Source organism: Brevundimonas sp. P7753 (genome assembly GCF_013386595.1).
Lineage (GTDB): Bacteria > Pseudomonadota > Alphaproteobacteria > Caulobacterales > Caulobacteraceae > Brevundimonas > Brevundimonas bullata.
In genome coordinates this window covers 1-13646 of record NZ_JACARP010000087.1, presented here as the reverse complement: position 1 = coordinate 13646, position 13646 = coordinate 1, and the positions used below count along the sequence as shown (strand labels likewise).

At 61.7% G+C, this 13646-nt stretch carries 10 protein-coding genes; 6 read left to right on the top strand and 4 right to left on the bottom strand.

Annotation, left to right across the window (positions count from 1 at the left end; translation table 11 throughout):
• Window positions 1-3: 3 nt before the first annotated feature.
• From HX774_RS15535 to HX774_RS15520, 4 genes are all read right to left on the bottom strand, one after another.
• On the bottom strand, window positions 4-2418 hold the full coding sequence (locus tag HX774_RS15535) for a S9 family peptidase (RefSeq protein WP_178828234.1): 2415 nt from the start codon (window positions 2416-2418) through the stop codon (window positions 4-6).
• Between the two features lie 7 nt (window positions 2419-2425).
• On the bottom strand, window positions 2426-5368 hold the full coding sequence (locus HX774_RS15530) for a TonB-dependent receptor (protein WP_178828232.1): 2943 nt from the start codon (window positions 5366-5368) through the stop codon (window positions 2426-2428).
• Window positions 5369-5431: 63 nt separating this feature from the next.
• Window positions 5432-6409: a FecR domain-containing protein gene (locus HX774_RS15525; protein ID WP_178828230.1), complete on the bottom strand. Its 978-nt coding sequence runs from the start codon at window positions 6407-6409 to the stop codon at window positions 5432-5434.
• Window positions 6410-6422: 13 nt separating this feature from the next.
• On the bottom strand, window positions 6423-6908 hold the full coding sequence (locus tag HX774_RS15520; RefSeq protein ID WP_178828228.1) for an RNA polymerase sigma factor: 486 nt from the start codon (window positions 6906-6908) through the stop codon (window positions 6423-6425).
• A gap of 86 nt (window positions 6909-6994) precedes the next feature.
• Between HX774_RS15520 and HX774_RS20420 the strand changes: the two genes are divergently transcribed.
• From HX774_RS20420 to HX774_RS15490, 6 genes are all read left to right on the top strand, one after another.
• Window positions 6995-7228, top strand: coding sequence for a helix-turn-helix transcriptional regulator (locus tag HX774_RS20420; protein WP_178828226.1), 234 nt, complete (start codon window positions 6995-6997; stop codon window positions 7226-7228).
• 62 nt (window positions 7229-7290) lie between these two features.
• Window positions 7291-7503 carry a helix-turn-helix domain-containing protein gene (locus tag HX774_RS15510; RefSeq protein ID WP_178828224.1) on the top strand — a complete coding sequence of 71 codons (213 nt, stop codon included), beginning with the start codon at window positions 7291-7293 and terminating at the stop codon, window positions 7501-7503.
• Window positions 7504-8162: 659 nt separating this feature from the next.
• Window positions 8163-9380 carry a class I SAM-dependent methyltransferase gene (locus HX774_RS15505; RefSeq protein WP_178828222.1) on the top strand — a complete coding sequence of 406 codons (1218 nt, stop codon included), beginning with the start codon at window positions 8163-8165 and terminating at the stop codon, window positions 9378-9380.
• Window positions 9377-11644, top strand: a complete 2268-nt coding sequence (locus HX774_RS15500; protein ID WP_178828220.1) for a sensor histidine kinase — start codon at window positions 9377-9379, stop codon at window positions 11642-11644. Before HX774_RS15505 ends, HX774_RS15500 begins: the two co-directional genes overlap by 4 nt.
• Complete coding sequence (locus HX774_RS15495) at window positions 11641-12738, top strand: hypothetical protein (RefSeq protein WP_178828217.1); 1098 nt, start codon at window positions 11641-11643, stop codon at window positions 12736-12738. The genes HX774_RS15500 and HX774_RS15495 overlap by 4 nt, the downstream gene beginning before the upstream one ends.
• A gap of 78 nt (window positions 12739-12816) precedes the next feature.
• Window positions 12817-13482 carry a hypothetical protein gene (locus HX774_RS15490; RefSeq protein ID WP_178828215.1) on the top strand — a complete coding sequence of 222 codons (666 nt, stop codon included), beginning with the start codon at window positions 12817-12819 and terminating at the stop codon, window positions 13480-13482.
• Window positions 13483-13646 lie beyond the last annotated feature (164 nt).

The following is a 13646-nucleotide window of genomic DNA, read 5'->3' as shown; positions in this document are numbered from 1 at the left end:
ACCTCACTGTTTGTCCATGGCCTGGGTCGATTGAGGACGCTGCAGAACCTCATCCAGCCATGCCCATACGGTGTCGTAGAAGTCGCGAATGTTGGCCGGACTGGAAAGGACGTGTCCTTCTCCCCTGTAGGTGACGAGGACCACATCCTTCTGCTGCCGATAAAGGGCTGAAAACAGTTCTTCCGCCTGGCCCGGCGGCACGTAGTCCCGGTCGGCCGTGAACAGCAGGACGGGGGCTGAGATGCGGCCTGCGGCCAGGGCGGGACTGTTGCGCACATAGCGGTCGGTGTCCGCGAAGGGCGGAGACCCGAGCCCGCCTTGGCCCGTTTCGACCCAGCCCGCTCGAGATCGAACCGGCAGTCCGTCCTCCGGCGAAAGGGATGGCTTTAGTGAAAACTGGCCCCAGGCGCTGAGCAGATTATAGGGGCCGTTCGCTGCGATGACGGCGGAGAAGCGGTCGGATTGAGTCGCAGCGGCGACGGCCGCAAAGGCGCCAAAGCTGTGCCCCCAGAGGACGACCCGGTCGGGGTCAAACGCCTCCAGAGGCGCCGCCGCATCTACCGCCCTCAGGATGTCGTCCGCCATGCCGATGGCGGGTTCGCCACGCCGGTCTGGTCTCGGGAGGCTCGGGATCAGCACCGCATAGCCGGCGGCGGTCATCAGTTGAGCGTTGGTGATCACGTTATCGTCCGCCCAGGCCGGCGCATAGGCGGGGCTGCCGGGATAGGGAATGACGATCAGGGCGGGCTTGTGATCGCCCGTCTTGAGCGGGCGATAGAGCCAACTCACGAGAGGGCTGCCGTCCGGAGCCTGGTGGGTCACCGCCTCTGCGCGGGCGAAGGCGACTTCGGAGAGCCGGTCGTTCAATCGGATCATCGGCGGTTCGCCGTCGAGGGCGAGCGCATCGTGGTTGTGGTCATCCCGGGTCGCGACGACGGCGCGCCGTTCTCCCGCAGCTAGGATCCGAGGAGACACCTTCATCCTGGCGCCGATCGTGGCGCCTGAGGCCGTATCGACGCGCCATGTCTCGTCGCCGTCACCCGTCAACGTCCAGTCCCGTCGTGGCGGGCTGTTGAAGGAGAAACGCTGCCCCTGGCTGACCAGGGCCGATGTGACGCTCGGTCTGGGGCGGACCGTCCTTCCCAGTCGTTTTGCGCGACCATTCCGATCGACGGACCAGGCCCCGGCGCCGGATTGCACCACAATGCGGTGTGCGGAAATCGCGACAATGGAGACGGCAGGCGAGGTCAGATCGGCGGTGAGCACCTGCGGGCCAGCATCGGAAAAGGCGACCCAATCGCGCCGTTCGCCGTTCTGAACGTAGAGGATCGGATTTTCGCCAAGCCAGTCTGCGCTGACGACCTCGGTACGTAATCCCGTTTCGATCCGCGCCGGTTTGAAGTCGCCGAGCTTCGTCGGGGTGGCGGTTTTCCGTTTCGGATCGATCTGCATCAATCTGCCGTCCGACCAGGGCTCGCCGTCCTGCCTCGCCCAGACCAGAAGGCGATCGCCGGAGGGCGACCAGGCCAGGAGCAGGGGGGATATGTCCTGTCCCGGCAGGGGCTCCCAGGCTTCGCCGCTCTCAAGATCGACGAGAGTGAGTTCGCGCCTCTCCGAGAAGTCGCCCTGAAGGAAGGGGATGTCCGGATCGAACGGACGGTCGCCTGCGAACCTCACGGCGGCCGCGAAGCCTCCGCCGGGCGCGATTTCCAGATCGTGGAAACGACCTGACGCCAAGGTCCGTTGGTGTCCGTTGTTGGCGGACACCAGCACCAGCCGGGAGGCCGCCGGTTGGGGGTTCAGGCCAAGAAATGCGCCGCCGCCGATCAGGGTGCGGCCGGGCTCCAGCCCCTCGCGAGTAGACCGCCATAGCTGGTTCATCCGATCCTGGACGTGGAAACCCTGCCGTAGCATCGGGGGGAGTTCACTGTCGGCGCGCTGGATTATGACCAGGTCGTCGCTGTCGCGCCATTGGGCCGCTCGGCCCCACATGGCGCTCTCCGGCGTTCCGGAAAGCCATTGAACCTCGCCGGTGACGGTGTCGGCGATCCCGGCCGTGAAGGTACGGTCCCGGAGACGGTAGATCAGCAGCCTGCGGTCGTCGGGGGACCAGGCGCCGATGACATGGCCCTTGCCCTCGATCTCAGGCAGGAGCGGGCGCGGCGCGGTGTGGCCGTCGGATGGCGCGACCAGAATTTGAGAGCGCAGCACCAGGTCCAGGGCGTCATATTCATAGGGGCCGGCGCCGAGGGTTGGACCGATCCGCTCGAAAGCGACGGTCGTCTCCTGAGGTGACAGCGACACCTGCCCGAACTGTTCGATACGGAGCATGTCTTCGAGGGTGAAGGGCGTGGCGAGAGCCGGTCCCGATCCGCAGATCAGGACCGCGCTCGCGGCGGCGAGCACAATGCGAAGCATGGCGGACCTACCAGCGCTTGGTCAGTTGCAGCGCGAAGGTCCGACCCAGGGGATCGGCCTGCCCGGCGTCGAAGCCTATGCCGGTTATGGCGTCATAGAAGGGCGGGTCCGCATCGAAGACATTCCGCACCGAGGCTGTCAGGCTGAGCCCTTCGCCCCATGAACCAGAGGGCGTCCATCCGACCTGCATGTCCGTCGTCGTCCAGGAGCCGATCCGGGACTCCAGGAGGTCGCGATAGCCGCCGACATGGTTCACCGCCACCCGGAGTGAAACATCGTCCCGCATCCATCGCCCGGAGACAGTGCCGCGCAGGTCGACCGGGAAGCCGTAGGTATCGACGATATCGACGGTCGGCGCGGTGGAAGTGGTCCGACGCTTGTAGTCGGTCATGTAGGAGGCCGTCGCTTCCAGGGTGAGTTCGCCGCCGGCCAGGTCCAGATCGTAGGCGGCGTAGCCGTCGAGGCCGCGCACCTCCACCGACGAAGTGTTCAGCCAGCGCGCGTCGACGATGACGCCAAAGGCGTCCGCAGGGAGAACTCCCGGCAGTAGGAAGTCCGGGCTATTGATCAGGGCGTCCACGGCCGCCCGATCGGCGGCCGAGTTGCGGTCGATCCTGCGCACAAAGGGCGCGAGATTGGGATCCAGCAGGACCTGGGAGAGATTGTCGCGTGCGGGGCTTCCGATCTGATCGGAGAAGACGATGTCGAACCAGGTGGCGCCGATCCGGAAGGGGCTGTCCTTGGGCCGATAGTCGAAGCCGAAAGTGAAGGTGTCCGCCGTTTCGGGTTTGAGGTCCGGATTTCCGCCGCCTTCGAACAGGGCGACCTGCTGACCGACCGTGTCGGCGACGAAGGTCGCAGAAATGTATCTGCGTTGCGCCAGTTCGGTCATGGCCGGCGCGCGAAAGGACGTCCCCCAGTTGGCGCGGATCTTGAGATCATTCGCCGGGGTCCACATCAGGCCGATCTTGGGATTGGCCGTGGAGCCGATATCGTCATAGTCCTCCAGACGCCCCGCCAGCGAGAGTTCCAGTTTTTGTACGCCAGGGATGGCCTGGTCGGGACCGATGAGCGGCGCGCGCACCTCGATGAAGGTGGCTGTGACCTTGCGTTCCTTGTCGGGGGATCGAGTGGAGAGCGGGGTGAGGCCGGAGGTGAAGGTGACGCCGCTGTTCTTCAGCGCCTCCGTTCGGAACTGGGCGCCGACCGCGACCTTCAAATCGCCTGCGGGAAGCTTGAACGCCGTGCCCTGGGCGATGAGGTTGGCGGAGGCCACCTCGCTTTCGTCGGTATAGCGCCTCCAACCGCTGGAGATAAAATCCAGGACAGGGCGAGAGTTCGCGGCGCCAGCGCCAAAGAGGTTGAGGTAGCCGTCGCGCGGCGCGGAGAATGCGGTCGCCGGATTGTCTGCGGTGTTTCCCAGAGCTTCCTGAAGATAGGTGGACTGCAGCACGCCGCGGCTTCCGTCGACGGTCCGCTCGGTTCCATAGGTCAGAAAGGCTTCGGCTTCCCAGTCAGCGGGCAGGAAGACTCGGGCGCCGAGGCTGGCGCCGAGACTGCGGGCCTGACCGGAGCGTCGCGAGGCCCCGATATCTTCACCGAAGGAATAGGCGATGCTGTGCGATGTCGCGCCGGTCGGAGACACGAAGTGCGGATTGGCCGTCGTGACGGTCGCGATGGCGGTCGGGGTAATGCTCTCGGTCTCGAACTCGCGCTGGCTGAAGCGGAGATCACCCGTGAACTCCAGGTGCGCGCCGACCTGCTGCCGGGCGTAGAGATAGGCCGCGTGGCGATCGAACTCCGGGACGAGCGCGGCGCCCACGCGGGTGTTGCCATAGTTCTGTTGGCCTGCTGCGAAATCCGCCGCTGAACTTGCGACGCCGCCGGCGCCCGGGCGGATGGCGTGGGTGACCACATAGCTGCTGCTGGCGTTGTCGAAGCGGACGATATTGCCCGGGACCGCGTAGTAGGTCCGGTGATCCGTGCCGCCGAAGGGCCTGAGGTCGCCCGTCGCTGTGTAGGGGCGATCCATGGTGCTCAGCGCGTTCTGACGCTCGAACTCGTAGGATAGAAGCGCTTGGCCGGTAGACCAGGTCCGGCCGATGGTGTGGGCGGCTATGACGGACTCGCCGCCGCCTTTCGAGGCGCCGACGCGCAGGCGGCTTTCCTGACCGTCGAAGTCCCGCCGAAGAATGATGTTGACCACGCCGCCGACGGCGTCGGCGCCATAGAGGGCGGAGGCGCCGTCGAGCAGCACATCCACGCGTTCGACGGCGGCGGTAGGAACGGCCGAGACGTCGGCGAAATCACCCCGGCCGCCGGCGCCCGCCATGCGGCGGCCGTTGACCAGGACCAGGGTGGAGTCCGGCCCGAGACCGCGCAGGTTTACCCCGGTAGCCAGGCCCGAATTGCTCTGCATCGGATCCGATCCGACCAGAGCCGCCGTCGGCGTGCCGCTGCCGGCATAGTTCTGGGGCAGGGCGGCGAGGGCGTCCGCGATGGTGGCGCGGCCGGTTCGGTCGAGATCATCCCGCCGGATCACCGTGACCGGGGAGGGGGTGTCGCCGGGGCCGCGCAGCAGGGTGCCGGTGACGACGACGTCGTCGACCACCACGGCCTCCGCGAGTTCATCCCTGGACCCGCGTTGAAGGACCCAGGCGCCGCTGGACGACTGGACCGCCACCAGTCCGGAGCCGGCCAGAAGCTGGTCGAGCGCGGCGTCGGCGGTCATCCACCCGCTGAGGCCCGGCGTCCGACGACCCGCGACCTGGTCGGAGGTGAACATGAGTTGGCGGCCGGCCTGGCTGGCGTAGGCGTTGAGCGCCGCCGCCAGAGAACCGGCCGGAATGGAAAAGTTGATTTGAGCCGGCGTCGGGGACTGAGCCTGGGCGGCGCCGGATATGGTCAGTATGGCGACGCCCGTGAACAGGCTGGAACGATAGGCGGTCATGGTGTCTTCCCCCACGACGCAATGGCGCGTCGGGGAAGAGACGGTTTAGGCGGGGGCTGACCCTCACCCCTGCGCATTATTCCTTGAGCTGACCAAACGAACCTTGCCGTCAGCTTCTCGGATCGCCTTCAGATTGAACAGGTGGGCCGCGGCCGAAACAAAGGCCGTCCGGTCTCCGCTGCGGAAAACGCCGTTGATCGGCGTGTTCGCCGCGGCGGGCGCGTCCAGGATAATCGGGGCGGCCAGGTAGCGATTCACCTCCGCGACGGCCTCGGCCAGCGGCGTGTCTACGAAGGTCAGTTCACCGGTGGTCCAGCTCGTCGCGGTGTCAGCGTTCACGGCGGAGACCTTGGCTTTGCCGGCTTTGATCGCCGTCTGTTGGTTTGGTAGCAACCTTTGAGGCGCGCTCGGAGTAGCGGCCTGCGCCACATCGACGGCGCCAGACACGAGAACGACGCGGGTTTCTGACCCGACTCGACGCACCTCGAAGACGGTCCCGACCGCCGTCACGGATGCGTTTGTGGTCATGACCACAAAGGGGCGGGCGGGATTATGTGCCACCTCAAAGAAGGCCTGGCCCTCGGCAAGCTCGATCCGCCGTTCGCCATCTGTGAAGCGGACCCTGATTTTGGACGCGGTATCGAGGCGGACGCGTGAGCCGTCCGCCAGTTGCAGGGATCTCTGCTCGCCGACTTCGGTCGCGTAGGTGTCTCGGATTTGCCAGAAGAAGGCCCCTGCCGCTAGTGAGGCTGCCAGTGCGGTCGTGAGGCTGCCGGTGGCTATCTGTTTGACGCTGAAGCGTCGGGGGCGTCGGCCCTGAGCCTGTGCAAGGGCCGCCTGGATGTCGGGATCGTCCGCCAGCTCACCCGTACGAGACCAGAGCTGCTCCGCGCGCCGATAGGCTTCGGCGTTCGCTGGGTCCTCACGCCATTTGGCGAATTCCTGGATGGTGGCCAGCGCAATGGTGCGCGTGCCTAGCCGCGCAATCCAACTGGCCGCCTGGTCGTCGGCGGCAGTCCGTGTCTGTACCTCAGCCGGCATTGCAGCCCCTGGACTAGCGTCGGAGTTGTGCATCGACCTGTTTCAGCGCGCGCGTGATACGGCGCTCCACGGTCTTTACCGACAAATCTAGTCGTGCTGCGATCTGCTCGTTTGTCAAACTTCCGAAGCGGCTGAGCATGAAAATATCTCGCTCGGGTTGCGGAAGCTTGAGGACCAACTGCTTCAGAAGGACGGCTTCGGTCTGGGTTGGGGCGTCGGTCCAGAGGGGCGCGGTGGCGGCGTGGCGACGTTGTCTTTGAGTGCGACGGCCTTCTTCAGCCACGAGATTGGTGGCGATCCGGAGCAGGAGGGACTTGGGGTGACGGACCTCGCCGCGCGCCTGGTAGGGGGCGATGCGGAGGTAGGTTTCCTGGACGACGTCGTCCGGGCTTTCTACGCCTAGGTGGCGGAGGCGCGTTGAGAGCCACTTTGAGTGGCTGCGATAGAGCTCGCTTAGGGTGACCTGACTGGGCCCGTGTGAAGCGTCTGATAATGACAAGCCAACAGCCCCTCTCACCTATAGGCAATATATTGCTAGCAAGTTATCACCTTTCATAGGTGGTCGCAAATGACGACACCTCTCTCATGGATGGGAGAGGTGTTCTCGGTCGCAATGTCCTCCACTTCCGATCTCTTCGGAAGTGGAGCCAGCAAGATTTGGCTGGCGAGGCGGCGCTTTCTCTTCGTTACCTCGCAGGTATTGAGCGAGGAGAAGAGAATCCATCATTAGCTACAATCGTTGCAATTTCTTCCGCTCTCGGTGTTCCGGTGTGGGTTTTACTTCATCCGGACAGTGAAGTGGCGGGTCCTTTCATCTAGCAATATATTGCTAGTAGTTTAGAACCTTTCACAGGATCGTCCTCAAGTGTTCCACTCTGTTGATGGATTGGAAGATTTGCTTGGGGCAGAACATCCGGCGCTATCGCGCTGACAGGGCGTGGTCGCAGCAGACGCTCGCGGGTGAAGCAAACCTGTCTTTGCGGTTTCTTGCTGGCATCGAAAGAGGCGAGGAAAACCCAAGCCTAGAGACGATTGTGGCAGTCGCTGAGGCGTTGGATGTGGGGCCGGCGCGTCTTTTGGAGGCGCGGCGATAGCGTAGTCACTAAAATGAACCGTCGGGTTGGAAGCTTGGTGAGGTAGCGATCGTTTGAAGGCGGGGTGACGCAACTCTTCTTGGCCGTACGTTCGCATCGTCAGAAGGATCGCCGCTTTGGGGCGGCCGAAGAACCGATTGGCGGAATTACCATACTTGCCGAAACGAGCTGCGTGCTTTGCGCGCGGGTTGGTCTCGTCGTAGAAGCCGGATTGGGATTCATCTCAGCCGTTTCGCCTGGCGTGGTAGGCCTTCTGCAGATCTCCTTGGCGATCCGAAGCGCGCCCAGCTCGGGATCACGCGCAATTTAACAGTTTCGTCCGCGTTACAGACGAGGCAAGGCATCGGTTCTTCTGGGTGTTTTCGCTGCGGTGCCGCTGGGTCATCATGATACGACAGCGTTGCCGTCCGGTTCACCAACCGCTAACTTATGGTTGACGGACCGACTCTATGCTTGCGTGCGGGGAGAGAGTCGCTGGGGGCTGTGCCGTCGTGGGAAGTCAGATCGGTTTGAGACAGGTTGCAGAGCTAACCAGCGATTGGGGAGAGTGGGAAGCCGTTTCCCTCTACCTTGACCGGTGCCAGGTCGACACGCCAGATGCCTTGGTAAGGGCCACTTGGGCACACGTCGGCGACGCGCGTGCGTCGGTAGGGAAGGTATTGGACTTCGGCGCCGGTGACGGTCGGTTCGCACATCACGGCGAATATAGTGCCTACCTCGGCTACGAAATTGACCAAGATCGGTGTCAAGGTGCCGCGCTTCCGAACAACGCCAGTCTCGTCAATCAGTGCGCATTCCAGGACGTGGTTGAGGACGCCGATGTTTGCATTGGCAATCCGCCCTTCGTGAGGAATCAAGATCTGCCCTTGGGCTGGCGAGCTCATGCTTCTCAGGTTCTCAAGAACAGGACGGGTTTGAGTCTCTCCGGTTTGGCGAATGCCTGGCAGTATTTTTTCCTTCTCTCTCTGACCAGTTGCAAGGCCGATGGCTTGGTCGCACTCGTCATCCCGTATGAGTGGGTATCGCGGCCCTCTGTGCGCGATTTGCGAGATTACATCCGGCAGAAGGGCTGGCGCGTTCGTGTCTATCGGCTGGTCGATACCACCTTCGACAGCGTTCTCACGACATCCTCGATTACTATCATCGACAAGAGCGTCTCGGACGGCGACTGGCGGTTTTTCGAGGAGACGGCCGATGGCGCATGGGCGGAGATGCCCTCCGAAAGCGGGTCTGAATCTGGCGTCATCCCCTACCGACGTCGCGGTGACATTGAAGCTGATGCTCCGCGAGCCATCCGTGGGTTGAGTCCTGGAACGCAGAAGGTATTGACCCTCACCGAACCGGAACGAGTTCGGTTCGGCCTCGAGATCGACACGGACGTCGTTCCGTGTGTGACCACGCTGCGTTCCGTGCCTAGTGAAGTTTCGAGACTCGACGACGTTGTCTTCCGTCGTCACTTCCGAGACGCTGGCCAGAAATGTTGGTTGATCCGGACAGACGCCCAGCCCGGCCGAAATCTATTATCCTATCTGAACAGCGTTCCCGCAGCGGACTATCAGACCGCGACTTGTTTAGAGCGTGCTGTGTGGTGGCGCTTTAACATGCCGCCTATCCCTGATGTGCTGATGGCACAGAGCTTCAGGGACTTTTACCCTAAAGCGATAGTCAACTCGGTCAACGCTCGCGCCATTGGAGGAGTTTGCGGGGTTCACAATCTGGGTCCCGCGAGGGCTGAGGCGTTGGCGACCGGCCTTGACGGTCTGAATCTAAGAGATCGCGTGGTGGCCCATTCCAATGGCCTGCGGAAGATTGAAATCAACCAGATCAATGCGATCCTGTTGGATGTCTTCGGCCGAACCGCTGCGGCTTCAGCATGACCCGCGCGCCTGACATCGTTGAGGAAGGCACCCTCGGCTTCACCATCGAAGGTCGGGTGCTCCGTGAGCTTGGAGAGAGGCTGGTTAAGCAGCCAGAGGTGGCGATCGTCGAACTGGTGAAGAACGCCTACGACGCCGACGCGACAGACTGCACCATCACCTACATCCCGAACCGCTCGATTATTGTGGAGGACAACGGGGTAGGGATGACGTTCGGTCGTTTCCGAGACGGCTGGATGCGGATCGGCACCAGTTCGAAAGAAGGTGCCCGACTAACCGATCGATATCTCCGTCTCATTACCGGCGAGAAGGGTATTGGGCGCTTCGCCGTCCGGTTCCTCGGGCGAGGTTTGCAATTAGATACCGTCGCCGACGATCCGGATCGGGGCTATCGAACACGTCTCTCTGCGACTTTCGATTGGCCGCAGTTCGACAAACACGCTGACCTAGGGACGGTGAAGGTTCCCTATTCGGTCGAACGCGTCGATGGCGACGAGCCGCTGGGCACTTCGCTTACCATCACGAAAATACGTTCCGAGGCGCGCCGGCTGGACCTAAAAAAGGTCCGTAGCGGCTCCATCGACATTCTCACGCCCCTCCGCTCCATGTTCCGTGACGCGACAGGGGAGAACATCGAAGGTGGCATTGACGTCGGGTCGCGTGACCCAGGCTTCAGCTTGACCATTCAGGATGTCGACGACGTCGTCGAGGATGTCGCCAGTGAAATCTTGGAGGCCTACACCTTTCGAGCCGTGCTCGACCTGAAGGGGGAGCACCTCGACCTGAAAGTGTTCAGGCGTGGTTACAAGGCCCCATATCTCAAGATCGTCGATACATTCCCCAATGGTATCGGGAATGCCTACGCGGACATACGGTTCTTCCCTCGCCGTGAGGGGGCCTTTGCAGGCCTGTCAGTCGATGGGAGGTACGCCTATAGCTGGATCGTCGCGAATTCAGGCGTTGCTGTTTTCGACCGCAACTTCCGGGTCCAGCCATACGGCGGGACGAAGGACGACTGGCTTCGGCTCCAGGCTGACGCTGCACGAAATCGGCGGGACCCCCGATCGTCCCTAGCGGCGAAACACTTCCCGATGTCGAACGAGGTCCGAGCCGCGCCGTCGGAAAACTGGATGATCCGGCTGCCTCAATCCGCCCAACTTGTGGGGCTTGTGCAGGTTCAGGGAAAACGGAACGCAGAGCTCGAAGCCGAACATACCGCTGACGAAGAGGAGCGGGGACTAATCGCATCGGCGGACCGTGAGGGGTTCGTCGAGAATGAGACGTTCGAAGAGTTCACTGACGTCATCCGGGGTGTCGTCGAAGCGATAGCTTTTGCCGACCGCAAGCTCCAACAGGAGGAAGAACAACGTCGGCGGGACGAAAATGCCGCTAGCCTCAAGCGGGACACCCAGTCCGCCATCCGCGAGATCAGAGCGGATCCCAATATCGCCGCTCCGACAAAAGAGCGGATCGTCGCCGTTCTAGCGGACCAGCAGAAGCGCGCGGATGTACAAGAAGAGACGTCCCGCGAGCGTGAGCGGCAGCTGGAGGTGATGAGCCTGCTAGGCGTCGTCGCTGGCTTCATGACGCACGAGTTTGGGGTTGCCATCCAGGAGCTTGAGACGACCCACCAAGAACTAATTGAGCTGGCGAAGGACAATCCACGCTTCGATCCGGTCGTCGCCAGCTTTGCGACGCACATCGGCAGTTTGAATGAGTTCGTGAAGTATTCCTCTGGCTATATCCAGGGGACGAAGATTCTACCCACGGCGGCCTACCCGGTTCGTCCTCGTCTTCAAAGGGTCAAGCGTGTCTTTGGCCGTTACGCAGAGGAGAGGAATATCGATGTAGAGATCAGCGCTGAGTCGGATCTTTTAGCGCCTCTCGTACCGGCATCATTATACGATGGTATCGCGCTTAACCTCTATACTAATGCCCTTAAGGCTGTGACTGGAAAGACGAGTGTGGAGCGGGGGGTCATCGCGTTTCGGAGCTGGAACGAAGGTAGGTGGCACTATCTTGAGGTTTCTGACACAGGCGTCGGAATCCCGGGGCCGCTACAGAGCAAGGTCTTCGATCCGCTATTCACCACCACAGCGTCGCGCAATGATCCCCTGGGGTCCGGAATGGGGCTCGGCTTGGCGCTAGTACGCCGCGGCGCGGAGGCATTCGGCGGCAAGGCGGAACTCACGACGCCGCCACCCAATTTTGCGACCTGCATCCGCGTTCGGTTGCCCATCAACTTGGAGCGCACCTCGACATGACCGCCCCCCCTTCCATTTTGCTAATCGATGACAACGAGCAATTGCTGGCAAGCTTGTCCGCTAAACTGCGCGAACGGCTCGGAAATGAACCGGTGGAAATAGCGCTGTGGACGCCGGCGACCGTCGACGAGGATCCTGAAGCTTCATTCAAAAATCGGATCGATGAAAAGACCGTACTTGTCGTCACGGATTACGATCTGACTTCCAAAGGGCTGCGCGGCCTGTTCGGCGTCAGTATTGTTGCTTGGAGCCAAATGGCGGCGGTGCCCGTCGGCGACTTCTCTCGCGGTCATCGTGACTCGCTTCCGAAGGAACCCAACTTATTCGCACTAAAGGTTCCTAATAATGATGAGGACGGAGCAACCTTTATTGCGGCGATCTACGCTGGCTTCCGCGACCTAGCGAGCGGTTTGGACGCGCAGCCTGACCTTTTGAAGGACAAGAGAAGTCTCGCCGGGGTCTTGGCGGCTTTGATGGGCCGACCGCATCTCGAAAGTCAGTTTGCCCTCTACATGTCCCGGCTTGGCGCTGCCAATGCGGGCCTCATAGAGCGGTTGCGTACGATGAATGCCGACGGGGGCGACGACTTGCAGCCGATGCAGAAGCTGATGACCTATATACTTGGCCACGTACTCGCAAACTCGATCTTGAAATTTCCAGGACCGATCCTCAGCGACAATGCATTGGCCGCCTATTGCGCGACGAGCAACAACGAATCTGACGCTCTTGCAGAGTTGTTCCACGATGCACGTTACGGCGGTCCATTTTCCCAGGTGGGGCGGTTCTATTGGCGGGAAGATGTTGACGGGATCATCGACGCAATGAGTGCGGATGTGGCGGTCGATGGCGGAGCTGGATTCGCGGATTTCAACCGCGCGGTCGTTCAAGCTCGCTTGGCCAGAGTGCTGGCGGTGCACGAATGCGGTCGATGTGGCGGTGAAAAGGGAGGATTCTGGTGCCCATTTACGAAGCGGCCGGTTTGCGAGCGCGCTGACTGTTCGGTGCCATCGAGCAGCTGGATTCCGCAAGGAGCCCAACTCACCCGGGTAGAGCGAGATTTTTACGAAGAACTCGCCCCGCTGATGGGTCTCTGAGGCGGAGGGGGTATGAACCGGGAGGCTCATCGCGTTCAAAACCGGGTGCATGCTGCTTGGAGCAAGGCGCTACTAGGCATGCGTCAGATGGATCAGACATGCTCGATCCGGCCCGACAGCGCCTATGACGTCTTCAGGCTTGATCAGGCTGCGCCCAATGATGTCGTCAAACTCAATGTCGGACCAATTGTCTTGAATGTCCCGGAGCGCGCAAATCGAGGACGATCCGATTTGTATGTTGTCGTGGAAGGGTGGCTCGTCTTCGAGGGCGATTTCGCCGCCGCAGCGCCTTTAAAGACAAAGACCTACGGCACCAATGTCGCCTACTTCAAGCGTAAGGGCGACGATCTTGAGCAAGTCTACGGCGCTCATTACGACATGGACGAGGTTCGTTTCGGCCATCCGGTGTTCCATGCCCAGATCGGGACCAATCTTGGCCTTGCTCAAGCGGTCAAGGAACACTTTCGCTTGGATTTAAATGTCGTTTCCCAAATGGGGGCCATCTTGGGCAATGTGCGTCTTCCCTGCGCCCAGATGGACGTTTTTGCAGCAGTTACTCAGATATGCGCCGATCATCTGGTCGGCCAGAATGTCGCCGTCGAAGTTCGGCGCGCCTTCGAAGATCTAAGAGAAGCCAGTGATTTTCTGGTCGGAGCTGCGCATAGACTGGGCTATCTGAACGGAGCCGAGCCCGCCAACTGTTACCAGTCGAGACATTGGTACGCTTCGCCGATAGCTGTGTAGACCTATCCTGAAACTCAGATATTGTGCCTGATCGAATGGACGCCTGGGTCTGTTATGGTGTTCGGACTTTATCCTGCGTGTCGCGGACATTGTGACGTGCCCCTGAGAATTTCCTCCACGCGGAGCTAGAGTCCGGCCCTTGAAAGGACGGACGGAATGAAACG